General features: G+C 35.7%; 25 protein-coding genes. 15 read left to right on the top strand and 10 right to left on the bottom strand.

The window, feature by feature from the left end:
- The first annotated feature begins 392 nt into the window (after positions 1–392).
- The 4 genes from AO58_RS0113000 (at position 393) to AO58_RS0112985 (ending at position 5,617) form a co-directional block, all read left to right on the top strand.
- Entirely contained in the window at positions 393–1,262 is an 870-nt protein-coding gene (locus tag AO58_RS0113000) for an NAD(P)H-hydrate dehydratase (protein ID WP_024982118.1), read from the top strand.
- 169 nt (positions 1,263–1,431) lie between these two features.
- Positions 1,432–3,528: a glycoside hydrolase family 97 protein gene (locus tag AO58_RS0112995; protein ID WP_024982117.1), complete on the top strand. Its 2,097-nt coding sequence runs from the start codon at positions 1,432–1,434 to the stop codon at positions 3,526–3,528.
- 369 nt (positions 3,529–3,897) lie between these two features.
- Positions 3,898–5,268, top strand: coding sequence for a M20/M25/M40 family metallo-hydrolase (locus AO58_RS17275; RefSeq protein ID WP_035717813.1), 1,371 nt, complete (start codon positions 3,898–3,900; stop codon positions 5,266–5,268).
- A 1-nt stretch (position 5,269) separates the two neighbouring features.
- Positions 5,270–5,617, top strand: a complete 348-nt coding sequence (locus tag AO58_RS0112985; RefSeq protein ID WP_024982116.1) for a DUF1801 domain-containing protein — start codon at positions 5,270–5,272, stop codon at positions 5,615–5,617.
- Positions 5,618–5,839: 222 nt separating this feature from the next.
- Here the strand turns inward: AO58_RS0112985 and AO58_RS0112980 are convergent, their stop codons facing one another.
- The 3 genes from AO58_RS0112980 to AO58_RS0112970 form a co-directional block, all read right to left on the bottom strand.
- Entirely contained in the window at positions 5,840–6,673 is an 834-nt protein-coding gene (locus AO58_RS0112980; RefSeq protein ID WP_024982115.1) for a hypothetical protein, read from the bottom strand.
- A 21-nt stretch (positions 6,674–6,694) separates the two neighbouring features.
- A complete protein-coding gene (gene kdsA / locus AO58_RS0112975; RefSeq protein ID WP_024982114.1) occupies positions 6,695–7,513 on the bottom strand; it encodes a 3-deoxy-8-phosphooctulonate synthase in 819 nt (272 codons plus the stop codon).
- 121 nt (positions 7,514–7,634) lie between these two features.
- Positions 7,635–8,090 carry a hypothetical protein gene (locus AO58_RS0112970; RefSeq protein WP_024982113.1) on the bottom strand — a complete coding sequence of 152 codons (456 nt, stop codon included), beginning with the start codon at positions 8,088–8,090 and terminating at the stop codon, positions 7,635–7,637.
- 180 nt (positions 8,091–8,270) lie between these two features.
- Between AO58_RS0112970 and AO58_RS0112965 the strand changes: the two genes are divergently transcribed.
- Both AO58_RS0112965 and AO58_RS0112960 read left to right on the top strand, forming a co-directional pair.
- On the top strand, positions 8,271–8,831 hold the full coding sequence (locus AO58_RS0112965; protein WP_024982112.1) for a YeeE/YedE family protein: 561 nt from the start codon (positions 8,271–8,273) through the stop codon (positions 8,829–8,831).
- Between the two features lie 10 nt (positions 8,832–8,841).
- Positions 8,842–9,255, top strand: a complete 414-nt coding sequence (locus AO58_RS0112960) for a DUF6691 family protein (protein WP_024982111.1) — start codon at positions 8,842–8,844, stop codon at positions 9,253–9,255.
- 45 nt (positions 9,256–9,300) lie between these two features.
- Here AO58_RS0112960 and AO58_RS0112955 read toward each other — a convergent pair whose 3' ends face one another.
- The 6 genes from AO58_RS0112955 to AO58_RS0112930 form a co-directional block, all read right to left on the bottom strand.
- Positions 9,301–9,981 carry a lysoplasmalogenase gene (locus tag AO58_RS0112955; protein ID WP_024982110.1) on the bottom strand — a complete coding sequence of 227 codons (681 nt, stop codon included), beginning with the start codon at positions 9,979–9,981 and terminating at the stop codon, positions 9,301–9,303.
- Between the two features lie 76 nt (positions 9,982–10,057).
- Entirely contained in the window at positions 10,058–11,323 is a 1,266-nt protein-coding gene (locus AO58_RS0112950; RefSeq protein ID WP_024982109.1) for a sterol desaturase family protein, read from the bottom strand.
- A gap of 91 nt (positions 11,324–11,414) precedes the next feature.
- Positions 11,415–11,690 (bottom strand): ATP-dependent Clp protease adaptor ClpS, encoded by a 276-nt coding sequence (locus AO58_RS0112945; protein WP_024982108.1) that lies wholly within the window; start codon positions 11,688–11,690, stop codon positions 11,415–11,417.
- A gap of 37 nt (positions 11,691–11,727) precedes the next feature.
- Positions 11,728–12,561: a 50S ribosomal protein L11 methyltransferase gene (gene prmA / locus AO58_RS0112940; RefSeq protein ID WP_024982107.1), complete on the bottom strand. Its 834-nt coding sequence runs from the start codon at positions 12,559–12,561 to the stop codon at positions 11,728–11,730.
- A 280-nt stretch (positions 12,562–12,841) separates the two neighbouring features.
- Positions 12,842–13,045, bottom strand: a complete 204-nt coding sequence (locus tag AO58_RS0112935) for a helix-turn-helix domain-containing protein (RefSeq protein ID WP_024982106.1) — start codon at positions 13,043–13,045, stop codon at positions 12,842–12,844.
- 2 nt (positions 13,046–13,047) lie between these two features.
- Positions 13,048–13,590 (bottom strand): DUF2975 domain-containing protein, encoded by a 543-nt coding sequence (locus AO58_RS0112930; protein WP_024982105.1) that lies wholly within the window; start codon positions 13,588–13,590, stop codon positions 13,048–13,050.
- Between the two features lie 263 nt (positions 13,591–13,853).
- Here AO58_RS0112930 and nadC point away from each other — a divergent pair, with 263 nt between their 5' ends.
- From nadC to priA, 4 genes are all read left to right on the top strand, one after another.
- Positions 13,854–14,711, top strand: coding sequence for a carboxylating nicotinate-nucleotide diphosphorylase (gene nadC, locus AO58_RS0112920; RefSeq protein WP_024982103.1), 858 nt, complete (start codon positions 13,854–13,856; stop codon positions 14,709–14,711).
- Between the two features lie 16 nt (positions 14,712–14,727).
- Positions 14,728–15,675, top strand: a complete 948-nt coding sequence (locus tag AO58_RS0112915; protein WP_024982102.1) for a YihY/virulence factor BrkB family protein — start codon at positions 14,728–14,730, stop codon at positions 15,673–15,675.
- Positions 15,676–15,849: 174 nt separating this feature from the next.
- Positions 15,850–16,281, top strand: coding sequence for a DUF2147 domain-containing protein (locus tag AO58_RS0112910; RefSeq protein WP_024982101.1), 432 nt, complete (start codon positions 15,850–15,852; stop codon positions 16,279–16,281).
- A gap of 149 nt (positions 16,282–16,430) precedes the next feature.
- Positions 16,431–18,881 (top strand): replication restart helicase PriA, encoded by a 2,451-nt coding sequence (gene priA, locus AO58_RS0112905; RefSeq protein ID WP_024982100.1) that lies wholly within the window; start codon positions 16,431–16,433, stop codon positions 18,879–18,881.
- Between the two features lie 9 nt (positions 18,882–18,890).
- Here the strand turns inward: priA and AO58_RS0112900 are convergent, their stop codons facing one another.
- The gene (locus tag AO58_RS0112900; RefSeq protein WP_024982099.1) at positions 18,891–19,586 is read right to left on the bottom strand and encodes a LytR/AlgR family response regulator transcription factor; all 696 of its coding nucleotides are present in this window, start codon (positions 19,584–19,586) and stop codon (positions 18,891–18,893) included.
- Between the two features lie 166 nt (positions 19,587–19,752).
- On the opposite strand from AO58_RS0112900, the gene rpsF reads away from it, so the two are divergent.
- The 5 genes from rpsF to ligA all read left to right on the top strand — a co-directional run bounded on the left by rpsF (position 19,753) and on the right by ligA (position 23,554).
- Positions 19,753–20,094 (top strand): 30S ribosomal protein S6, encoded by a 342-nt coding sequence (gene rpsF / locus AO58_RS0112895; RefSeq protein ID WP_024982098.1) that lies wholly within the window; start codon positions 19,753–19,755, stop codon positions 20,092–20,094.
- A 5-nt stretch (positions 20,095–20,099) separates the two neighbouring features.
- Entirely contained in the window at positions 20,100–20,396 is a 297-nt protein-coding gene (gene rpsR / locus AO58_RS0112890; protein WP_024982097.1) for a 30S ribosomal protein S18, read from the top strand.
- A 66-nt stretch (positions 20,397–20,462) separates the two neighbouring features.
- Entirely contained in the window at positions 20,463–20,906 is a 444-nt protein-coding gene (rplI, locus tag AO58_RS0112885) for a 50S ribosomal protein L9 (RefSeq protein ID WP_024982096.1), read from the top strand.
- 101 nt (positions 20,907–21,007) lie between these two features.
- Entirely contained in the window at positions 21,008–21,481 is a 474-nt protein-coding gene (locus AO58_RS0112880; protein WP_024982095.1) for a DUF6495 family protein, read from the top strand.
- 72 nt (positions 21,482–21,553) lie between these two features.
- A complete protein-coding gene (gene ligA, locus AO58_RS0112875; protein ID WP_024982094.1) occupies positions 21,554–23,554 on the top strand; it encodes an NAD-dependent DNA ligase LigA in 2,001 nt (666 codons plus the stop codon).
- Positions 23,555–23,584 lie beyond the last annotated feature (30 nt).

The raw sequence follows: 23,584 nt of genomic DNA, 5'->3' as shown, positions 1-23,584 counted from the left end.
AGTAAGCTCTTTGTTGAAGTCTGGATGCTACGAATCTTGCTATTCGCTGTATCTTTTGCTTCGTCCCGATAGTTGCTGCCATAGCAAATAATTGCAGTTACAAATGAGCTAAGTGAACTAACAAAACTTGTCATTTCGCTAAATGGTAACAAATACCTTTCTCGTAAAAATACAAATAATTAGAAAGTAACTGCATCTTCGTACTTTTATATATTTTTTTAAATCTGTCTGGATTACTGTAATTTGTGTTTTACTTTTTTTATCGAGGTAGAATCTCAATTCATGAGTACTGGTGTAAATTATGTTCACTTTTTTTAGCATTATATTGCTTTAAATCCTGTTTAATAGTAATCTGCTGTGTCATTTTTGTACCTTTAAGTAAAATTTAAGCTATGCGGTTACCCATTTATATTGATCAATTTGAAGCTAGAAAGCGATATAAAGACATTTTGCATGACACCCACAAAGGACTGCAAGGACATGCTTTATTGATTGGTGGAAGTTATGGGAAAATTGGAGCCATTACCTTAGCTTCTCGTGCAGCTTTACGTACCGGTTGTGGTTTGGTAACGGCATTTGTTCCCAAATGTGGCTACGAAATAATCCAAATTTCAAACCCCGAAGTGATGGTACTAACGGATGTAAACAAAAAATATCTTTCTGATATGCATTATGATTTCCAACCCAATGCCATCGCCATCGGTCCTGGTTTGGGACAAGCACTAGAAACGCAAAAAGCATTTTATGACTTTCTTGTTAAGCAAAAAAGCCCTTTGGTCGTCGATGCAGATGCGATCAATATTTTGGCACAAAATCCCGAATGGTTAACGTTACTTCCTCGACAATCCATCCTAACTCCTCATCCTAAAGAATTAGAACGATTGATTGGAAGCTGGTGTAATCAGGAAGAAAAGGTAACTAAAGCGAGAGCATTTGCACAACGTTATCAGATTATTTTAGTACTAAAAGGTGGACCAACACAAGTTGTATTTGGGCAAGAATTTTATGAAAACACCACAGGCAATCAAGCTTTAGCAACAGCAGGAAGTGGTGATGTGCTTACGGGTATCATAGCCAGTTTGCTAGCACAATCCTACTCACCAATAGATGCAGCTATTTTGGGCGTTTTTATCCATGGTTTGACTGCGGATTTAGCCGTACCCAAAACGGGTTATGAGTCTTTCATCGCCTCTACCATTATCAAATATCTTGGAAAGGCTTTTTTGTTTATAGCAAATGAAACAGGCATTCCTAAAACGTGAACAATTAGCCTTTTATTCTGTGTTTTTGTTTGTACTTTCTTCCTCTCATCCAAACGTGAAAAATATGTTATAATTAGAACGAATTCTCCAACTACAACCTTGTAGCGAAGAGTTTAGTTTTGTAGCACCATTTTTTTACTTAATTTTAAAGTTATCTAAATTAAATACCATGAAAAAAATAGTATTCTTACTTTGTTTGGGTTGGATAAGTACAATTACTGCACAATCTGTAAAATCACCTACTGGAACTTTGACGCTTTCATTTCAACTTACGCCCGATGGCCAACCGACCTATGCGGTGAGCTACAAAAATAAACCCGTTGTAGTACAAAGTGCTTTAGGAATAAGTCTTAAAGAGAAACAAGGTTTGGTCAATCATTTTGAAATTATTGATACAAAAACTAATTCGGTCAACGAAACTTGGAAACCGGTATTAGGTGAACAAGCCCAAATCGTGAATCACTACAATGAATTGATCGTTTCTTTACTAAATAAAGATTCAAAGGTAAAACTCAATTTGGTCTTTAGAGCCTTTGACGAAGGGGTGGCGTTTCGCTATGATTTCCCAAAACAAGAAAACCTAAACTATTTTATCATTTCAGACGAGAAAACGGAATTCAATTTAACCGAAAATAATAAGGTTTTTTGGTTGCCAGGGGATTTTGATAGCAATGAATACGTGTACAACGAAACGAAATTCTCCGAAATTGACAACGAAAAATTGAACATGAACAACGGAATTGGCGTGAAATCGATTCCTGGAAAATACACGGTGCAAACGCCTTTGCAAATGAAATCGCCTTCAGGGCTGTATCTCAATATTTTTGAGGCAGCAGTGGTGAATTATCCCGTGATGCATTTGGATGCCAATGTGCAAAAGTTCACGCTAAAAGCCAATTTGGTACCCAACGCCATTGGCGACAAAGCTTATTTACAAGCGCCTTGCGTTTCGCCTTGGCGTACGATTATGGTCAGCGATGACGCTAGAAAAATTGTGAGTTCCAAATTGATTTTGAACCTAAACGAACCCTCTAAAATCGAAGATACTTCTTGGATAAAACCAATGAAATATGTGGGGATTTGGTGGGAAATGCACGTGGGGAAATCGACTTGGGATTACGCGGGTTCTCAAAATGCGCAAAATGCTGCGGGCAATCCAATTCCAACAGGCAAACACGGCGCAACTACCGAAAATACCAAACGCTATATTGATTTTGCTGCCAAGCACGGTTTTGATGGCGTATTGGTCGAAGGTTGGAACGTAGGTTGGGAAGACTGGGTAGGCAACTGGAAAGAAGATGTTTTTGATTTTACGACACCTTATCCTGACTTTAATTTGGCAGAAGTTTCAGCCTACGCCAAAGCAAAAAACGTAAAAATGATCATGCATCACGAGACTTCGGGTTCTGTGGGCAACTACGAACGCCACTTGGACCGCGCATTGGATTTGATGAAGAAATTCGACTATCCTGCGGCCAAAACAGGCTATGTGGGCAAAATCATTCCGCGTGGTGAATTCCACGACGGACAAGCAATGGTGAATCACTTTAATTTTGTGGCGCGTCGCTTTGCCGATAACAAGTTGATGGTCAACTCACACGAATGTTCGCACCCAACAGGCTACAGCCGTACTTATCCCAACTACATCGCGGCCGAATCGGCTCGTGGGAACGAATTCAACGCTTGGAGCAACGGAAATCCGCCAGCACACGAAACCATTTTGCCTTTCACGCGTCAGTTGGGCGGCCCTATGGATTACACCCCAGGGATTTTTGAAATCAAAATGAGCTACTACGATAAAAACAAAACCGAGCAAGTGCACACCACTTTGGCGAAGCAATTGGCCTTGTACGTAACGATGTATTCTCCCTTGCAAATGGCGGCCGACTTGATTGAAAACTACGAGAAATATCCCGATGCTTTTCAGTTCATCAAAGACGTGGCGATGGATTGGGACGAGAGTTTGTATCTAGAAGCAGAACCCGGCGATTATCTTACCGTGGCCAGAAAAACCAAAGGCAAAGACACTTGGTTCCTAGGCGCCATCACCGATGAAAATGCCCGAACCACCGAAATCAAATTGGATTTCCTAACCAAAGGCAAAAAATACAAAGTCATCATCTATGAAGACGCCAAAAATGCACATTGGGAGAAAAACCCAATCGCTTACACCATCAAAACACAAGTGGTAACATCGGCTAGCAAGCTCAAACTGCAATTAGCCGCTGGGGGAGGAACCGCCATTAGTTTCGAACCACTGCCTTAATTTTTAGGAGCAGACGCAGGCGGAGCACCACACACGTCGTCCCGCTCTCCGCTCTATCTTTTTCACAAAAAAACCTAGTAGTAACCCACTACTAGGTTTTTTTGTAAAAAAGGATGCCGCTGCGATCGGGGCTAGGGGACACGACTCTTTTTCATAAGAAGTTTTGAAAAAAACCGATAACCGATATCCCACAACAACTTTAAACATCTAAGCAACTTTAAACAACCTTAAACCTTAAACAATTTTATAAATTCATAAACCCTGAACCAAAAACAATTAACCAATTAAACTTTAAACAACCTACCTAATATTTCATAAACTTTCCCGAAATTGCCACCAACTATAATGTTCCAAGACCAACCTAAAACTATGAAGAAAACTTTTTTTACAGCCCTATTGCTAAGCCTTGGCGGAGTCGTTTTTTCGCAATCATCAGAGGAGTTTCAACTCAAAGCCATTTACCAATCCGCATTGACCAAAGGGCAAGGCTACCAATGGCTGGACTATCTTTCTAACCAAATCGGACACCGCTTATCAGGCTCTGACAATGCCGAGAAAGCAGTACAATACACCAAAGCACAATTAGAAGCCTTAGGGTTAGATAGAGTGTTTTTGCAGGAAGTAATGGTGCCAAAGTGGGTGCGTGGTGCAAAAGAAACCGCTTATATCAAAGATGGCAAAAACAAAATTGAAGTGCCTATTTGTGCTTTGGGCAGTTCGGTAGCCACGCCTAAAAAGGGCTTACTAGCTCCCGTAATCGAAGTGCATAGTATCAAAGAACTAGAATCCTTGGGAACGGCTTTAAAAGGAAAAATTGTTTTTTACAACCGCCCGATGGAGGCAGAATATATCGAAACCTTTAATGCTTATGGACATTGTGTAGATCAGCGTTCGTCTGGCGCTAGAGAAGCGGCAAAATATGGTGCTGTGGGAACGATTGTGCGTTCTATGAATTTACGTTTAGATGATTTTCCTCATACTGGTAACCAAAGTTATGGCGACTTACCGCAAGCGCAATGGATTCCTACAGCAGCCATCAGTACCAATGGTGCGGAGTTGTTAAGCAAGAAGTTAAAAGAAAACCCACAACTGCAATTTTATTTTAAGCAATCCTGTGAACAAATGGCCGATGTGTTGTCTTATAATGTGGTGGGCGAACTCAAAGGAAGCGAAACCCCCGAAAACATCATGGTAGTGGGCGGTCATTTGGATTCTTGGGATTTGGCCGATGGTTCGCACGATGATGGAGCAGGAGTGGTGCAAAGTATGGAAGCCTTACGCATTTTGAAGCAGCTGAATTATAAACCTAAAAATACGATTCGTGTAGTGTTGTTCATGAATGAAGAAAATGGCAATCGCGGAGGGAAAAAATATGCAGAATTGGCACAAACCAATAAAGAAAATCACGTTTTTGCACTCGAAAGTGATTCGGGAGGGTTTTCGCCAAGAGGTTTCTCATTCGAATGCAATGACGAGGAGTTTGCTAAATTTAGCAGTTGGAAAGGGTTATTTGAACCTTATTTGATTCATAGTTTTGTAAAAGGACATGGCGGAACTGATATTGGCCCATTGTCATCCAAACATATCGTCAAAGCAGGACTCAAACCCGATTCTCAACGCTATTTTGATTACCATCACGCGGCAAACGATACCTTTGATGCTGTCAACAAAAGAGAATTGGAATTGGGAGCAGCTACTATGGCTTCTTTGTTATTTTTGATGGATCAAAAAGGATTATAAGATGAAACCCGCCGAAGCCTATATTTTTAATCAGCCGCACTTGTACCAGAGTATTATGTTGCATTTACTTCAGGTGATTCAGCAACAACTGCCCGAAAGTGAAGTGTTGTTCAAATGGGGCATTCCTTATGTGTATTATAAAAAGAACCCCTTTTGCTATCTCGCTCCCAATCACAAGAAAGGATTTGTCGATTTGGGTTTTGCCAAAGGTTTTCAATTGCAACAAAATCAATCCCATTTGATTGGGGAGAAGCGAAATACGGTAAAATCGCTGCGTTATTTTAACCTAGAAAATATAGACCACGACATTTTACTAGCTGTAATTACCGAAGCAATGACATTGTACTAAAAAAAAATCTCCTTTTATGGAGGAATGGGCTTTAGCCCATTCATTAAAATGAGTTATATAAAGGGCTTTAGCCAAAATCAATTATAATTTTGAATAAATTGATTGTATTGTAATCATTTAATAAATATCATTCTATTGAAGTGATAGTATTCTAACTTAGGTCTGTGTAAAAAAAAAAATCTCCTTTTCGGGAGATTTTTTTTATGATTTTTTGGTAAAAATTTAGATTCTAAATTTTCCTCCTACAGCAAGGATTCTCTGAAAAAAGAAGAAATCTTGCGAGGCTCTATCCTCAGGATTAATGGTGGTACGAATATCGTTCATATTGATATAACCGCCTTTTAATTCTCCTTGGACATAGAAATATTTAAAAAAAGTAATATTTAAACCTGCTTTTATAGAAGTTCCAAATCCTGCTAAATGAAATTCATCATAACGTTCTTTGCCTAGTAATTGTGTGTTTGTTTTTGGATACAATACCCCAAAACCAATGCCTTCTGTCAAGTTAATTTGAATTTTATCGGTATTTCCAATTTTGAATAACTTAGAAATATCATCATGACGAGAAACTTCGGTATTGATATAATTCAGACCATCAGTATGTTCAAATGTTAAAAATGATTCATCTGAAAAATCAACAGGAGTGTTATTATATATGTCATTGTGAATAGGTCCGTTTATTTGCCCTGTTACATTAGCCGTCTGATTTTGAGTCATAACATATTTCATATGATCCACCCCAATAGCCACACTGTAATGATCTGAGAAAAAATAACCCAAACGCAAATTCGTTTGTGGAATCGTCATTTTGGTAGGGTTAATGTAATCGATATGCCAACCTTTGGGTTTGTCATGAGCTCGCATATCCGCTACCGTAAAACGATAATCTTTACCAGTAAAGGTAACATCCGATTTGCTGTAGGATTCTCTGTTTCCTCCCCACGAAATAAAGAACTTTCCTTTATTGTGAGCAGTGTATCTTTCTGTAGTGTTTTCTTGTGCAAAGGCAATAGTTGTCGTTAAAAAAAGAACGAAATAATAATACGATGTTTTCAAGGGGCTATTAAATAAAAAAAATTAAAATTGATTGATGGTTTGTCTGATAGCTACCAGTTTGGTCATTAAGGCTTCAAAATAATCTAAATGCAACATGTTAGCTCCATCACTTTTAGCGTTAGCTGGATCAAAATGAGTTTCAATAAAGATGCCATCTACACCTACAGCAATTCCAGCTTTGGCAACAGTTTCGATCATGTCTGGTCGACCTCCAGTTACACCAGCGGTTTGGTTAGGTTGTTGCAAAGAATGCGTAACATCCAAAACCGTTGTAGCATACTGCTGCATTGTTGGAATACCTCTATAATCTACAATCATGTCTTGATACCCAAACATAGTTCCGCGGTCTGTAACCATTACATTTTCGTTTTGGCAATCCAATACTTTCTGTACGGCATGCTTCATACTCTCTGGACTCATGAATTGCCCTTTTTTCAAGTTGACTACTTTTCCAGTTTTGGCAGCAGCCACAACCAAGTCCGTTTGTCTAACTAAAAAAGCAGGAATTTGCAACACGTCTACATAAGCAGCAGCCATAGCCGCATCCTCATTGGTGTGAATATCAGTTACAGTTGGAACACCAAAAGTTTCAGATACTTTTTGAAGAATTTTCAAAGCTTTTTCGTCTCCAATTCCAGAAAAACTATCAATTCTAGAACGGTTGGCTTTTTTGAAAGAACCTTTAAATACGTATGGGATTTGTAATTTGTCAGTGATACCAACTAAGCGTTCTGCTATACGCAAAGCCATTTCTTCTCCTTCAATGGCACAAGGACCAGCTAGTACAAAGAAGTTACCACTTTCAGTATGTTTAATTTGAGGAATATGATGTATGTTCATGTTATATTTTTTTTGCAAAGGTAAATAGGTTTTGCGATTTTAGATAATTTTTAAGAAAATAGTTTTTTGGACTTCATTATTCAAAATGAATCTGAAATCAAGTTTTTTTTGGACTAAACTATTAATTAGTTGTTTTTAGTCTGAATCCCATTGGAACCAATAAATGACCTTTCTCGTATATGTTCATATAAAGAAGGATAGGTTTTTTTTGGCCTTCCCATTTAATTTCATAAACATCTAAAAATCCGGCACCCATCTCTGAATTTTTCGAAGGAAACGGACAACAGCTTTCTAGTTTTTTATACATTATTGCCTCTCCTTTAGGCCCAGCTAAAGCGTCTAAATAGCGTTTTTGATTGATGGTGTCATTTTTAGTACCGTGATAATAAATGTTAATGGGGAAATTTTTGTCATATCCGTACTTTTTATCCTTACTAAATGCTGTTATGATAAATGTATTGTTTTTAGAAAGTTTCAGAGCCGGTGCATTATTATCTACATTCTCAAGAGTTGATTTGGTACTAAGGCATGATGTAAAGAGTAAAATACTGATCAGCAACCCGAAGATTTTTTTCATAGCGATGAATTTTATTTTGAAATAGTTTGACGTAAATTTCAAAAGAGTTTTTGAAGCAAATATAAAACTTTGATGAAGATATAATCAAAATTAGTATTGATGTTTTTTAATCCATTATAGTATATCGCAAGGTTTAGCGCAAAAAGCGTCTTATCTTTGCAGAAATTTAAAATAGAACTTATGGATTTTTTGTTTCAAACATGGCCTTGGTATTTTTCAGGTTTTGTTATTGGCATGGTTATGCTTACTTTGATTTTTCTGGGAAAAACGTTCGGGATGTCTTCTAATCTTCGTTCCTTGTGTACTTTGGCCGGAGCCGGGAAAAAAGTGCCCTTCTTTGATTTTGATTGGAAATCAACACGGTGGAATTTAGTTGTAGTTCTTGGAACTATGCTTGGGGGTTTTGTGGCTGTACATTATATGAGCGCTCCGACAAACGTAGCTATTAATCCTCAAACCATTGAGCAATTGGCAACATTAGGAATCGATGCTCCTGAGGGAAAATTAGTGCCTGATGCTCTTTTTGGTCCGTCTGTTTTTGAATCTCCTAAGGGATTAGCTATTTTGCTTTTAGGAGGGGTTTTAATCGGTTTTGGTTCTCGATTTGCTGGAGGTTGCACCTCAGGACACGCCATTACAGGATTGAGTACTTTGCAATTGCCTTCGCTCAAAGCAGTAATTGGTTTCTTTATTGGAGGACTTATTATGGCGCATTTACTATTGCCTTTACTTTTAAAATAATTACGTTATGATCAAAGCTTTAAAATATTTATTTGTTGGTTTTTTGTTTGGAATTGTATTAACCAAATCTGAGGCTGTTTCGTGGTACCGCATTTACGAAATGTTTCACTTTCAATCCTTTCATATGTATGGCATAATTGGCGTTGCTGTTACTACTGGATTGATAGGGATGCAATTGGTAAAACGCTTTAATGTGAAAAATATTGACGGCACTATTATGAGTGTTCCAGATAAAGAAAATGGGAATACCCGTTATTGGGTTGGTGGAATTTTGTTTGGATTAGGATGGGCATTAGTAGGCTGTTGTCCAGGACCTATTTTTATTTTGTTGGGTGCTGGTTTTTTACCTGTAAGTGTAGTGCTGATTGGAGCTTTGTTGGGAACTTATTTATACGGGGTATTTAAAGATAAATTACCTCATTAATTTATAAAATCGTTTTTATAATTTTTAAAAAGTAGTCTTTTCTGATTAGGAAAGACTACTTTTTTTATTCAATCGAAGTATGCCTGAAACAATAAGGTACTGTGCCAAGATGTAAGTGCTCATAATCCAAAAACCAGATTGAGCTATGGGGTGGTAGAATTTATTAATAGCCAAAATGCTGTCCGAAAGCACAAAGAAAATAGCACCTGCTAGGATTGAAAAAGCTGCTGGTTTTTCCCAAGTCAAACTTCCTTTACAAGCAACAAAGAGCATTGTAGTAATAACAGCTGCGTATACCATCACAGGAATTTGCAAAGGGCCTAATTTCGGAAACAATAGACCAACCATTCCAAAAAAGTAACCAAGAATCAGGATAGTTCCTAAGTACAAAGCAACGGAATTACCTTTCATTGCTGTTTTGGGTTGTCTACTAAAAAGGACAATGTATAGGATATGAGAAAGTAAAAACGAAACCAATCCTAAAATGAAATAAATTTCGGCTTTGTCAGCAAACATTAAAATGATATCTCCTATCCAAGAAAACAACAAAGCGCTAAGCAATAATTTTTTGCCTTGAAAATCAGCAGAAATCAGAACAGTTACTAGCAAAAAGGGCAATAAAAAGGGTTTCAAATACCAGTTAATTGTATCTGATCCAATAAAAGGTAATAATAAGTATAGTATGCTAAAAATAAGGTAACTGTTGAGGATGGTGTTCGCTTTCATAAGACACAAGAAGTAATTAGCAGTCTATACGACTACGGAATGGAAATTAAATTAGTTTAGAATAAGTTTGAGGCAACTAGGCGAGTGCTATTTTTTCTTTTTCAAAATCAATAGCCACAAAGTAAATGCTCATAGCAAGTGAAATCGAAAAATACCCAATTAAAATATAGGTGCTCACGGGTAGTAAATTGGTTAAACCAAACCAATCGCCATAAAAATAGAGAAGGCCCATAGCAAAAAGGAATCGGAAAGCCTCCCAAAAGACAGCCGTTTTTCGGGCATCCATCAATTCTGTGTAACTGTATACGGTTACAAAGATAAAGGCACCATATACAAATACGTGCGGTAAGCCAATCGTACCTATAGAATCATACATATAGGTAATTAAAAGCAAAGTAACCAAGGCTTGAAAAATAGACCAATACATTAGTTTTTTAGAATGCTGTGTGCCATACTTTTCAAAATGATACACATCGCTAATTTTAGTAACGGGATATTTTTCTTCAAAATTTTCGGGACGCCAACCTGTTGGTTTGAACCAAATGGTGAGTTTGTCTTTCCAGTTTTCAGCACGCCACGCATCCGAAATCAACAATCCTAAATGCTGAAAATTAATTCTAATGGGGTTCCAAGTTTGTGCTGGTCGGGTAATCCCAAAAACAGGAGGCACTGCATCCAATTCTTCTTGAAAGGTACCAAAGAGTTTGTCCCAAAAAATGAAGATTTGGGAATGATTCTTGTCGATATATTCTGGATTGATGGCGTGATGCACACGATGATGAGAAGGTGTAACCAAGATTTTTTCTAGAAAGCCCATTTTTTTGATGTGTTTGGTGTGGTACCAAAACTGCAAGAACAGATGAATGGGTAAGGTAATGGCAATTACGACTGAGGGAACTCCTAAAACTGCGGCAGGAATCAACAAAAACGTAAAGAGATTGACAAAACTTGAAATGGTTTGGCGCAGGGCACAAGCCAAATTGAATTCCTCACTACTGTGATGAATAGCGTGTTTGTTCCATAAAAAATTAATTTGATGCGCCCATCGGTGCGACCAATACCCATAAAAATCAATGCAAATGAAAGCAATGATATACGCCCAAACACTAGCTTCTAAATGAAATAAGGCAATATGAGCTTCAAGCCATTCATAGGTAAGTATAGAGATACTAATCCCCAAAACATCTTTGACCGAATTCGTCATTCCAGAACTGACACTCGAAACCGTATCCATATAAGGAGCAGTGTCTTCGCCTTTAAAATGACCGTAAATTTTTTCAATCGCAATGAGTAGTAAAAACATGGGCATTACAAATACCAATATTTTGCCGTATTCTTCCATAAAGTACTTTTTTTTTACCAAATATATAAAAAAGAAAAAGCAGAACTACCAATTGTATTGATAATTCTGCTTTTTTATGAAAGTTTTTTTCTTAGACTATTTCTGCGTTCAAACCCGCTGCCAAAAGTTTAGTGCATTGCGGTTTCAATTTGTCATAAGGGCCTGTTTTTACAGTACATTTTCCGTTATAGTGAATGATTAACGAACATTGTTCTGCTTGTTCAGGGGTGTGGTCGCAAACTCGAATTAAAGTCTCAATTACGTGATCAAAGGTGTTTACATCGTCATTGTATACTATAATTTCATTGTTGAGTCCCATCAATTCCTTGATATTGACTTTTTCTCTTACTTTTTCTTTAGTACTCATAATGCTGTGTTTTGATACTATAAATGGTGTATGATGGTTACTTACTATACTTTAGAGAAACCCAGTTGTTTCGTTGAAGTTTTTTTACAAAAGTTAATCCTTTTTCAGTGCAAGAAGCGTCTATGAATGGAATATCTTCTTCATAAAAGCCACTGAACAAAATAATTCCATTTGCATTCAAACTGTCTACATAACTTTGCATGTCGTTTAACAAAATGTTTCTGTTGATGTTGGCAATAATCAAATCGTATTTTTTGCCAGCAAGTAAAGCAGCGTCTCCTTCGTAAACGCTAATGTGTTTACAATTATTACGCTCTGCATTTTCAATAGAATTCAAATAGCACCAATTGTCGATATCAATGGCGTCAATAGGTTGGGCTCCTTTCATCTCGGCTAAAATGGCCAAGATTGCTGTTCCGCATCCCATATCGAGTGTTTTTAAACCCGCAACATCCATATCGAGTAGGTGCTGAATCATCATATGTGTGGTTTCGTGATGCCCTGTGCCAAAGCTCATTTTGGGCTCGATGAGAATATCAAATTCGGCATTGGTTTTTGGGTGAAAAGGGGCGCGAACATGACATTTTCCATCAACATCAATGGGGTCAAAGTTTTTTTCCCACTCTTCATTCCAGTTGATTTGTTCGATTTCTTCGAAGGTATAGCTAATCTTGAATTCCTCGGATTGTAGAATAAAAATACCATCTAATATGTTCTCGTCCCAAAGGTCTTTTTGAACGAAGGCATCAATTCCTTTTTCGGTTTCTGTAAAGCTTTCGAATGCTTTTTCGCCTAACTCGGCAATTAGAATTTCTGAACCTAGTTCTTTGGGTTCAATACTAAAATGGTATCCTATGTAACTATTTGACATCTTTCAATTTTTTTGCAAAGGTACTATTTCTCTATTCATGCGGTGTTAAAAATTTAAAAAAGCAGGGTAGCTTCTTTTAAAATTTCTGCCACAAATAACACTAATGAACACTAATTTATAGTATAAGTTTTTAAAAGGACAAATAGACGTTTTACTATTCACATAGCTATTCTATGTGTGAAATAGTGCTGTTTCTATTGGTTTCTTTACTTATTTAGTGTTTGTCTATGATTCTTCTATGTGGTTAATTTTTTTAATTTATTTGTGTTTTTCAACTGATTTATTCTTTATATTCAAGTAAATCGCCTGGCTCGCAATCTAAGGCTTTGCAGAGGGCTTCGAGGGTGCTGAAACGAATGGCTTTTGCTTTGCCTGTTTTTAAAATCGAAAGATTGGAGAGCGTTAAATCTACTTTTTCGGAAAGCTCGTTGAGGGACATTTTTCTTTTGGCCATCATTACATCTAGGTTGACTACTATAGGCATAATTATATGGTTAATTCGTTATCGGACTGGATTTCGATACCTCTTTTGAAGATTTTTGCTATCAGAAATAAGATGATGCCCATAAAAAACCAAACATCGCCTCCGCCTACTGCGAATGTACTCAAGTCAGGAAGGCTTATGGGTTTTTCTTGCAACCACTTCAAGTAGTTGAGACCGTAATAAGAGAAAAAGGCGATTACCACACTTAAACCGCTTAAGGTTAAGAGAAAATGATACATTTTTGTACTAAAGGGCTGGTAAAGGTTCAGGTTTTTATCGTGCAATAGTTTTACGATAACAAAAAAGAGTACGGCTTTTAAGGTGGTAACGATACTTAAAAGCAGCATTACTACTCCATAATGTCCAGGGTCAAATTGATAGAGTGCTTTTAGACTCAAAAAATTGGCGTTGTATGAATTGATGGTGAAGGTGTAAATGCCATTAAAAATGTACATTCCCGACTCAATGCAAATGCCAACAAAAAGAAAAAGGGCTACATAAAATAGAATTTTGAGTAACTGTTCGGTGCTAATTCTGATTTCCATAACGGTTTGTTTTTTTGGTTTATTGATTCAAAAATAATAAAAATTTATTGATAAACAATAAAAATTTATTATTTTAATTTGATTGAATAAAAACCTTAATTCAGAAGATTGTGAAAATGAAGGATTTGAAAAAAGTTGGAGTCCTAATGAAAACCCTTGTTTTTGCTGGTTTTTTTTCGAGGAATTTTGATAGTTTATTTTGGTTTTTAGACTAGCTTTTGCCATCGTTTTTGATTAATTTAGCACCACAAAAAAATAAGAGAATGATTTCAGAAGCACAGTTTCAACAAGAGTTACAATTGTTTATTGCCAATGGTATTCGTGAAGATGTTGGCCCAGGGGATTACAGTTCCTTGGCTTGTATTCCAGCATCGGCCACAGGGAAAGCAAAATTACTAGTAAAAGAAGATGGGATAATCGCGGGTGTAGCATTGGCTGAAATGATTTTTCATTTTGTTGACCCTTCCTTGCAAATAGAAACCTTTATACAAGACGGAACACCTGTGCGCTATGGTGATGTGGTTTTTCACGTATCGGGTAGTTCACAATCGATATTAAAATCAGAACGTTTGGTGTTGAATACTATGCAACGTATGTCAGCCATTGCGACGAAAACCAACAGTTATGTTCGTTTATTAGCAGGTACAAAAACTCAAATATTAGATACTCGTAAAACAACACCAGGATTTCGTGCTGCCGAAAAATGGGCAGTAACCATTGGGGGAGGAGTGAACCATCGATTTGCTTTATATGATATGATTATGCTCAAAGACAATCATATCGATTTTGCCGGAGGTATCACAAAAGCCATTGATAAGACAAAAGTGTATTTAAAGGAAAATAACTTAGATTTAAAAATTATTGTAGAAGCCAGAGATTTAGCCGAAATTGAAGAAATTTTAAAGTCTGACGGTATTTATAGAATCTTGATTGATAACTTTAATTATGAAGATACTCGTAAAGCAGTGGCAATGATTAACGGCAAATGTCAGTCTGAATCTTCAGGAAATATCAACGAAACAACCATTAGCGAATATGCGGCCTGTGGAGTAGATTTTATTTCCTCTGGAGCGTTGACGCACTCCGTGTACAATATGGATTTGAGTTTAAAAGCCATTTGATAGTAATCCAAACCTAATGATTTCAACTAAGAAGATTCCTTTAGAAATTCTGATTAAGAATAAAGTAAAACAAAATGTCCTTGTAAAAAAGCTGATATTTTTCTTGAAAAATCAAAAATTACTTTGGTTGGAAGAGGTGTCACTGTATGATTTTTTGCATTCCTATATTGTTGGGCTTTTGAATGGAAAACTTAATATACGTGCGGGTGCTATTGCCTTTAGTTTTTTCATGGCGCTCTTTCCATTTGCTCTTTTTATTTTGAACTTGATTCCGTTTATTCCAATTGAAGGTTTTCAAGAGGATTTTTTGCGCTTTGTAGAGCAAAGTGTACCACCTAATACTTATGATGCTATTGCAGGAATTATTAATGATATCTTAAATAACAGTCATTCAGGCTTATTGTCAACAGGTTTTTTGTTGTCGATATTTTTAATGGCAAATGGTTTAAGTGCTATTTTGGGCGGGTTTGAGGAATCTAAACATGTTACTGAAAAAAGGGGAGTGTTTGACCAATATGTAGTAGCGCTGGGAATGTCGCTTTTTCTTTCTTTTTTGTTACTCTTTACTGTTGCAATTATAGTAGTTTTTGAGGTGTTTATTCAACAGACTAAAATTCAAGATGTTTTAAGTGATAATATACCGTTGATTCAAATGGGACGTTACATCTTTTTATCATTAATGATTTTATTTACTACATGTATATTATTGCGATTTGGAATAAAACAACGACATAAGCCTAAGTTTATTTCGATTGGCGCTGTTTTTACTACTATTCTTATCATAATTTCTTCATATGGTTTTGGAATTTGGGTGGTAAAATTCTCTAAATACAATGAATTGTACGGATCTATTGGGACATTGCTTATTATGATGTTTTATATTTGGATCAATTGCATGTTGCTTTTGCTTGGTTTTGAGCTCAATGCCATTATTCAGTCCCATAGAAAACAAATTAATTCATAAAAAACGTTATAGTTGCATAATAAATATCGCAAACTATGTTATTTTTGAGTGCTATTTAAAAGCTATATACTTTTTATTATTCAGTTTTTTGGTTTAAAAGAAAAACTGAAATGAAATAAAAATTTTCATAAAATAAGAAAGTTATAGAGCGATTATAAATCAAATATGAAAAAAATGAAAAAAAGTATTCTTTTAGCCATCAGTATTGGTTTTAGTTTTGTTAGTGCTGTACAAAGTCAATCTGTTGTAGGGAAATGGAAAACTATTGATGACGAAACGGGTAAGCCAAAATCTATTGTTGAGGTTTACGAAAAGTCAGGCAAGATTTATGGTAAAATTGTGGATATTCTTGACCCACAAAAAAAAGACAAGCTATGTACAGAGTGTACAGGTGATGAAAAAAACAAACCTGTTTTAGGAATGGTTATTGTCAAAGGGCTTCAAAAAGACGCTGATGAATTCAACGGAGGTAGTATTACTGACCCAGTAACAGGAAAGAAATACAAATGTTTTATTACTTTAGAAGGAAAAGATAAATTAAAAGTAAGAGGTTATATTGGTTTTTCTTTAATCGGAAGAACACAATACTGGCATAGAGTAAAATAGTTTTTACAATTACAATAATGCCCTTGTAGCTACAATTTCAGATTCTGCTTTGAAATTGTAGTTACAAGGGTAATTTTTTTATTATTTTTGATGCCTAGCCCAATACAGTAACCATTCAAAAATTGTCGCTTGACAAAACCAAGTATCCCATGTTTTTTGTTGAAGTAATTTTGCCATTAGCCTTAGCTAAAACCTTTACCTATCAAGTCTCGGAAACCGAATACCATTTCATAAAAAAAGGAATGCGATTGGCGGTGCCTTTTGGTAAAAGTAAAATCTACACGGCTATTGCTATCGAGTTACATCGCAATGAGCCTATCTTATATCAGGCCAAAGAAATTCATCAAATTTTAGATCATAAGCCAGTGGTGACTGCCATTCAAATTGAGCATTGGCTTTGGATAGCTAATTATTATATGTGCAGTATTGGAGAAGTATACAAAAACGCCATGCCGAGTGCTATGCTCTTAGAAAGTGAGACGGTTGTTACGGCTAAGTTAGATTCCAATATCGAAGAAGGGCAACTTTCGGATGAAGAGTATTTAGTATATCAAGCCTTGCGGCAACAAAGTACCTTAAAAATCAATGATATTGTTTCTATTTTGAATAAAAAGAACATTCTGCCTGTTATTCAAAAAATGATCGATAAAAATATGCTTGTACTTGAAGAAGAATTTTCAGAAAGTTACAAGCCCAAATTAGTTCGTTATGTTCGATTGCATTCGAAATACAATATTGAAGGAGGTTTGGAGCATTTATTGGGATTGCTTAAGAATGCTAGTAAGCAAAAAGAAATTGTGCTACATTATTTTCAATTGAATGCTAAAGAGAAAAAACCAATAGCCATAAAGCAATTGTGCGAATCGGCTAAGGTGACCACAGCTACTGTGAAAGCTTTGATCGACAAAGAAATATTTGAAGAATATTTGGTACAGCAGGATCGTTTGGTATATAAAGCAGGATTAAACCTTGAAAATTGGAATTTAAGCGATACACAACTGGCTGCTTTCGAAGCGATTCAAAATCAATTCCTGCAAAAAGAAGTTTGTTTGCTTCATGGTGTTACAGCGAGTGGTAAAACTGAAATTTACATCAAATGGATCGAAACTATTTTAGAACAAAATAAGCAAGTATTGTTTTTGTTACCAGAAATTGCTTTAACCACGCAATTGGTGACACGTTTGCGTTTGTATTTTGGTGATAAAATAGCAGTTTTCCATTCCAAATTCAATAATAACGAACGCATTGAAGTTTGGCAAAATGTATTGCAACAGTCTACAAATGCACAAATAATAATTGGAGCGCGTTCGGCACTTTTTTTGCCATTTCAAGACTTAGGGGCTATTATAATCGACGAAGAACACGAACAAACCTTTAAACAGGCTGATCCGGCTCCGCGTTTTCATGCACGTGATGCTGCAATTGTATTAGCTAATTACCATAAATGCAAAGTTCTTTTGGGATCGGCTACGCCTAGTATAGAAACGTATTATAATACTCAAATCGCTAAATATGGCCTTGTTACGCTAAAGGAGCGTTTTGGTAAAGTGCCAATGCCAATTATTGAATTGGTGGATTTGAAGGATAGTTACTTCCGTAAACGCATGAAGGGGCATTTTAGTGATACTTTAATCAAAGAAATTAGTTTGGCTTTGTCACTGGGAGAACAAGTGATTCTATTTCAGAATCGACGTGGTTTTGCGCCTGTAATTGAGTGTCTTACCTGTGGCCATATTCCACAATGCCCGCAATGCGATGTGAGTCTAACGTTTCATAAATTTAAAAATCAATTACGTTGTCATTACTGTGGATATGCGATGGGCAAGCCTACCAATTGTTATTCCTGTTCGAGTATCGATTTAACTTCCAAAGGATTTGGTACAGAGCAGATTGAATTGGAATTGATAGAACTGTTTCCAGAGGCTAAAATCGGTCGAATGGATCAGGATACTACGCGAGGAAAATATGGATTTGAAAAAATAATTGATAGTTTCAAAAATCATGAAATAGAAATATTAGTGGGTACTCAAATGTTGGCCAAAGGTCTTGATTTTGAAAAAGTGAGTTTGGTTGGTATTATGAACGCTGATACCATGTTGTATCATCCTGATTTTAGAGCCTTTGAGAGAAGTTTTCAAATGATGACACAAGTTGCAGGACGTTCAGGGCGTTCGGATAAGCAAGGAAAAGTAATCATACAAACTTATAATCCTTTGCATAACACGATTCAGCAAGTGACTCAAAATGATTTTGAAGCTATGTACAAAGAGCAATTGTATGATAGACAAATCTATAAATACCCTCCTTATTATAGATTGATAAAGATTACTTTAAAACATCGTGATTTTGATAAACTTAAAGAAGGTGCAATGTGGTTGTATCAAGTGACGAGTCAGACGTTGGATATTCCAGTTTTAGGACCAGAAGAGCCAGCTATTAACAGGATAAGAAATGAGTATATCCGAACAATAATGATTAAAATACCATTGAATAAGTCCATTGGTACTACAAAAAAGACACTCTCAAAAATTTTAAATAGCTTCGAAGCAGTAGCGCAATATAGAGCTATTCGTGTTGTGGTCAATGTTGATTTTTATTAAAGAGTACTTTTAGCTCATAGATAGAGCTTTAATTAAATCTTCTTTTTTATTTCTGCTCAATGGAATTTTAGTTACACCGATCTCAGCAAATTTGCTATTGAATCGATCAATTTTATCAATATTTACAATAAAAGACTTGTGTACGCGAACAAATTTATTTTTACTTAAATCATTTTCAAACGATTTCATAGTTGAAAGTACCAAGTTGCTTTCTTCCTCAGTTACAACTTTGACATAATCTCCGTAGGCTTCAATCCATTTAATTTTAGAAACAAAAATCTTTAATTTTTTAAGGTTGCTTTTTATGAAAATATGTTCACCTTCTTCTTCCTTATTTTCTGTTTTTAACAAGTGCATATCAATAGCTCTTTTTACCGAAGCATTAAAACGTTCTAGAGCTATAGGTTTCTGTAAATAGTCGGTAGCATCATAATCAAAAGCTTTCATGGCATATTCAGCCTTTGAAGTGATGAATATAATTTGAGGTTTTGTTTTTAATCCGTCTAAAAAATCAAAACCTGAAATCACAGGCATTTCAATATCCAAAAAAATTAAATCTACGGAATGAATGGACATGCAATTTTTGGCTTCAATCGCATTTGAGAAATCACCAATTAGATGTAGGTGTTGGTGGTTATTCACAAGTTTGGAAATGATCATTCTTTGTATGGAACTATCATCTACTACGACACAATTTAGTTTCATATTGTAAAAGTTTATGATTTGGTTAGGTAAATATATTTTTTTTAACTATCAAAAACAAATTTTAAAGCGTGTATTTTGCTTTTTATCGATTATTTCAATTTTAGGCTTGTAGGTTAAAATAAAAAGATTACTTTTGCGCCCAATTTAACATATAAATATATTATTTATGAATCATTATGAAACTGTTTTCATTTTAAATCCCGTTTTATCTGAGGTTCAGGTAAAGGAAACAGTAAGCAAATTTGAAGAATTTCTTACTAGTAGAGGAGCTGAAATGGTATCGAAAGAAGATTGGGGTCTTAAAAAAATGGCTTACGAAATTCAAAACAAAAAAAGTGGTTTTTACCATTTGTTCGAGTACAAAGTAGCTGGTGAAGTTCTTTTGCCATTTGAAACTGAGTTTAGACGTGACGAACGTGTAATGCGTTTTTTAACTGTAACTTTAGACAAACACGCTATCTCTTGGGCTGAAAGAAGAAGAGCAAAACTTAAATCTACTAAAGCTTAATCATCATGGCAACATTACAACAATCTGCTTCAGGAAAAAAAGACGGAGATATCAGATATCTTACACCTTTAAACATCGAAATCAACAAAACTAAAAAGTATTGTCGTTTCAAAAAATCAGGTATCAAATATATTGACTATAAAGATGCTGATTTCTTATTGAAATTTGTAAACGAGCAAGGTAAAATTTTACCTCGTCGTTTAACTGGTACTTCATTGAAATACCAAAGAAAAGTTTCTGTGGCTGTAAAAAGAGCACGTCACTTAGCTTTAATGCCATACGTGGCCGATTTACTAAAATAATATAAATAATTAGTTGTTGGTTTTCGTTCAAATGAAACCTAACTTCTGCAATTTAAGGACAACAACATGGAACTTATTTTAAGACAAGACGTTCAAAATTTAGGATTTAAAGACGATATCGTAAACGTTAAAAATGGATACGGTCGTAATTACCTAATTCCTCAAGGATTTGCTCATTTGGCAACTTCTTCTGCGAAAAAAGTATTAGCTGAAAACCTAAAACAAAGAGCGCACAAAGAAGCTAAAATTGTGGCTGATGCAAAAGCAACTGCTGAAGCATTAAAAGCATTAGAAATTAAAATTGCTGCAAAAGCTGGTGGTGAAAAATTATTCGGATCTATTACAAACATTGATATTGCTGCTGCTTTAGCTGCTGCAGGTCAAGAGATTGATCGTAAATTTATTACTAGTGGTATTGTAAAACGTACTGGTAAATATTTTGCTACTGTTCGTTTACACAGAGACGTAATTGTTGAAGTAGCATACGAAATTGTTGCTGAGAAAGCATAATTTTAATCTCCAAAATACTTTAAATCCCGATACGTTGAAGCAACGAAATCGGGATTTTTTTTATCCAAAAACTACAGACTTTTTTGTTTAAATTTTATAAAATGAAATATACAAGACTTACAAAGGAACAATTGGAAGAATTGCATCAAGAATTTACCACTTTTTTGGCAACTCAATCTATTGATAAAGCGGAATGGGATACCATTAAAAAAGAAAAACCAGAAGTTGCTGAACAAGAATTAGACGTTTTCTCTGATTTAATTTGGGAAGGTGTACTAACTAAAGCGGAATTTTTGGAACATTTTTCAAAAAATCATATTTTTCTATTTCAATGCTTTGATACGGAAGTAAAATCGATTGTTTTGAAAGCTCTAGTGCCTGAAGTTGACTTTTTGACCAAAGAAGGGGTACAATGGCTTTCTGATAACATGTTCACTGAAACCATCGAAATGAAAGTAGGCAAAAAAGTATTTACCGAGGAACGAAATTATTCCTTGTTTCAATTGATTCAACAAGGGGCTTTTCTTAGTGATGGTCAATTGTTTAATCAAATTAATACAATTATAGAATCGTAAAACTATTTTATAAAGTATAAATTGGCTATTTTAGTACCTTATTTGAACAACTAAAATAGCCATTTTTATTTCATGAATATTCAAGATACGATTCAGCAGTTACGCTCCGAATTAGACCAACACAATTATAACTATTACGTGTTGGATCAACCTCAAATTTCGGATTTCGAATTTGACCAAAAGTTAAAAGCACTTCATGAGTTAGAACTAGCACATCCAGAATTTTTTGATCCCAATTCTCCAACACAAAGAGTAGGAGGTGCTATTACTAAAAACTTCCAAACGGTGGTTCACGATTATCGTATGTATTCTTTAGATAATTCTTATTCTAAAGAAGATTTACTGGATTGGGAAACTCGAATTCAGAAAGTTTTAGGCAATGTGCCTATTGACTATAGCTGTGAATTAAAATATGATGGCGCTTCCATCAGTATCACTTATGAAAATGGGAAGTTATCTAAAGCTGTTACTCGTGGAGATGGTTTTCAGGGAGACGATGTTACCAATAATATTAAAACGATTAAGTCAATTCCATTGCAATTAAAAGGGAATTATCCAGAATATTTTGCTATTCGTGGAGAAATTATTTTGCCTTTTGCTGGTTTTGAAAAAATGAACCAAGAATTGATTGAAATAGGAGAAACTCCGTTCGCAAATCCCAGAAACACAGCTTCAGGTAGCTTGAAATTACAGGATAGTGCAGAGGTTGCCAAAAGACCATTAGATTGTTTGTTGTACTCGTTAGTTGGCAATAATTTTCCTTTTCAATCACAATTTGAAGGTCTCCAAACAGCTAGAGACTGGGGCTTCAAAGCACCAAAAGAGGCGAAATTAGCCAAAAATTTAGCAGAAGTTTTTGAGTTTATCTCGTATTGGGATGTGCATCGCCATCAACTTCCTTATGAAACGGATGGAGTGGTTATAAAAGTTAACAACTTGCAGTACCAAGAAGAATTGGGATACACTGCTAAATCACCTCGTTGGGCAATTGCCTATAAATTTAAATCCGAACAGGTATCAACTATATTAGAATCTATATCGTATCAGGTGGGTCGAACGGGAGCGATAACGCCAGTAGCCAATCTAATGGCGGTACAATTAGCGGGAACTGTTGTTAAAAGAGCTTCGCTACACAATGCCGATCAAATTGAAAAATTAGATATTCGTGTTGGTGATACGGTTTTTGTAGAAAAAGGAGGTGAAATTATCCCTAAAATCATTGCCGTAGATTTAGAGAAGCGTCCTGAAAAGTCTGAAGTTACCTGCTATATAACAGCTTGTCCAGAGTGTCAAACGTCCTTGGTGCGTTCAGAAGGTGAAGCCAATCATTATTGCCCTAATTTCTATGGCTGTCCACCTCAAATTATAGGAAGAATACAGCATTTTATTTCAAGAAAAGCTATGGATATCGAAGGACTTGGTGGTGAAACGGTAGCTTTGTTGTTTAAAAATGGATTAGTCCACAATTATGCAGACTTGTATGATTTAACGATTGAACAAATTTTGCCTTTAGAAAGAATGGCACAAAAGTCGGCTGAAAACTTAGTTAATGGCGTGGCTAAATCGAAAGAAATCCCTTTTGAAAGCGTTTTGTTTGCATTAGGTATTCGCTTTGTTGGTGAAACTGTAGCTAAAAAATTAGCCAAACATTACAAAACAATAACTGCTTTAGAGCAAGCGAGTCTTGAGGATTTAATTTTGGTGGATGAAATTGGAGAACGTATTGCCAAAAGTGTTATTGATTTTTTTGGTAATGATGAAAACATTGCGATTATTGAACGATTACGAACTAAAGGTGTCCAATTGGAGATTGTTGAAAAGGTGAATCCTAATGCTACCACAAAATTTTCAGGAAAAACCTTTGTTGTTTCTGGCGTTTTTGAACAATTTTCTAGAGATGATCTCAAAAAAGCAATCGAAGATAATGGCGGTAAAGTAGGAAGCTCCATTTCATCTAAAACAGATTATATTGTGGCAGGAGACAATATGGGACCTGCAAAACTAGAAAAAGCCACAAAATTAGGTATTACTATTCTTTCTGAAATGGCATTTATTACTTTGCTTCAGTCATAAAACCTATTATAAAGAAAGTGAGTAGATCAC

This window comes from Flavobacterium succinicans LMG 10402 (assembly GCF_000611675.1).
Taxonomy (GTDB): domain Bacteria; phylum Bacteroidota; class Bacteroidia; order Flavobacteriales; family Flavobacteriaceae; genus Flavobacterium; species Flavobacterium succinicans.
This window is presented reverse-complemented; position numbering and strand designations above follow the sequence as displayed.

What these genes read in the sequence shown, in the direction of transcription:
- AO58_RS0113000 (WP_024982118.1), top strand. Translation starts at nt 393, where the DNA reads ATGCGGTTACCCATTTATATTGATCAATTTGAAGCTAGAAAGCGATAT.
- AO58_RS0112995 (WP_024982117.1), top strand. Translation starts at nt 1,432, where the DNA reads ATGAAAAAAATAGTATTCTTACTTTGTTTGGGTTGGATAAGTACAATT.
- AO58_RS17275 (WP_035717813.1), top strand. Translation starts at nt 3,898, where the DNA reads ATGAAGAAAACTTTTTTTACAGCCCTATTGCTAAGCCTTGGCGGAGTC.
- AO58_RS0112985 (WP_024982116.1), top strand. Translation starts at nt 5,270, where the DNA reads ATGAAACCCGCCGAAGCCTATATTTTTAATCAGCCGCACTTGTACCAG.
- kdsA (WP_024982114.1), bottom strand. Translation starts at nt 7,513, where the DNA reads ATGAACATACATCATATTCCTCAAATTAAACATACTGAAAGTGGTAAC.
- AO58_RS0112970 (WP_024982113.1), bottom strand. Translation starts at nt 8,090, where the DNA reads ATGAAAAAAATCTTCGGGTTGCTGATCAGTATTTTACTCTTTACATCA.
- AO58_RS0112965 (WP_024982112.1), top strand. Translation starts at nt 8,271, where the DNA reads ATGGATTTTTTGTTTCAAACATGGCCTTGGTATTTTTCAGGTTTTGTT.
- AO58_RS0112955 (WP_024982110.1), bottom strand. Translation starts at nt 9,981, where the DNA reads ATGAAAGCGAACACCATCCTCAACAGTTACCTTATTTTTAGCATACTA.
- AO58_RS0112950 (WP_024982109.1), bottom strand. Translation starts at nt 11,323, where the DNA reads ATGGAAGAATACGGCAAAATATTGGTATTTGTAATGCCCATGTTTTTA.
- AO58_RS0112945 (WP_024982108.1), bottom strand. Translation starts at nt 11,690, where the DNA reads ATGAGTACTAAAGAAAAAGTAAGAGAAAAAGTCAATATCAAGGAATTG.
- prmA (WP_024982107.1), bottom strand. Translation starts at nt 12,561, where the DNA reads ATGTCAAATAGTTACATAGGATACCATTTTAGTATTGAACCCAAAGAA.
- AO58_RS0112935 (WP_024982106.1), bottom strand. Translation starts at nt 13,045, where the DNA reads ATGCCTATAGTAGTCAACCTAGATGTAATGATGGCCAAAAGAAAAATG.
- AO58_RS0112930 (WP_024982105.1), bottom strand. Translation starts at nt 13,590, where the DNA reads ATGGAAATCAGAATTAGCACCGAACAGTTACTCAAAATTCTATTTTAT.
- nadC (WP_024982103.1), top strand. Translation starts at nt 13,854, where the DNA reads ATGATTTCAGAAGCACAGTTTCAACAAGAGTTACAATTGTTTATTGCC.
- AO58_RS0112915 (WP_024982102.1), top strand. Translation starts at nt 14,728, where the DNA reads ATGATTTCAACTAAGAAGATTCCTTTAGAAATTCTGATTAAGAATAAA.
- AO58_RS0112910 (WP_024982101.1), top strand. Translation starts at nt 15,850, where the DNA reads ATGAAAAAAAGTATTCTTTTAGCCATCAGTATTGGTTTTAGTTTTGTT.
- priA (WP_024982100.1), top strand. Translation starts at nt 16,431, where the DNA reads ATGTTTTTTGTTGAAGTAATTTTGCCATTAGCCTTAGCTAAAACCTTT.
- AO58_RS0112900 (WP_024982099.1), bottom strand. Translation starts at nt 19,586, where the DNA reads ATGAAACTAAATTGTGTCGTAGTAGATGATAGTTCCATACAAAGAATG.
- rpsF (WP_024982098.1), top strand. Translation starts at nt 19,753, where the DNA reads ATGAATCATTATGAAACTGTTTTCATTTTAAATCCCGTTTTATCTGAG.
- rpsR (WP_024982097.1), top strand. Translation starts at nt 20,100, where the DNA reads ATGGCAACATTACAACAATCTGCTTCAGGAAAAAAAGACGGAGATATC.
- rplI (WP_024982096.1), top strand. Translation starts at nt 20,463, where the DNA reads ATGGAACTTATTTTAAGACAAGACGTTCAAAATTTAGGATTTAAAGAC.
- AO58_RS0112880 (WP_024982095.1), top strand. Translation starts at nt 21,008, where the DNA reads ATGAAATATACAAGACTTACAAAGGAACAATTGGAAGAATTGCATCAA.
- ligA (WP_024982094.1), top strand. Translation starts at nt 21,554, where the DNA reads ATGAATATTCAAGATACGATTCAGCAGTTACGCTCCGAATTAGACCAA.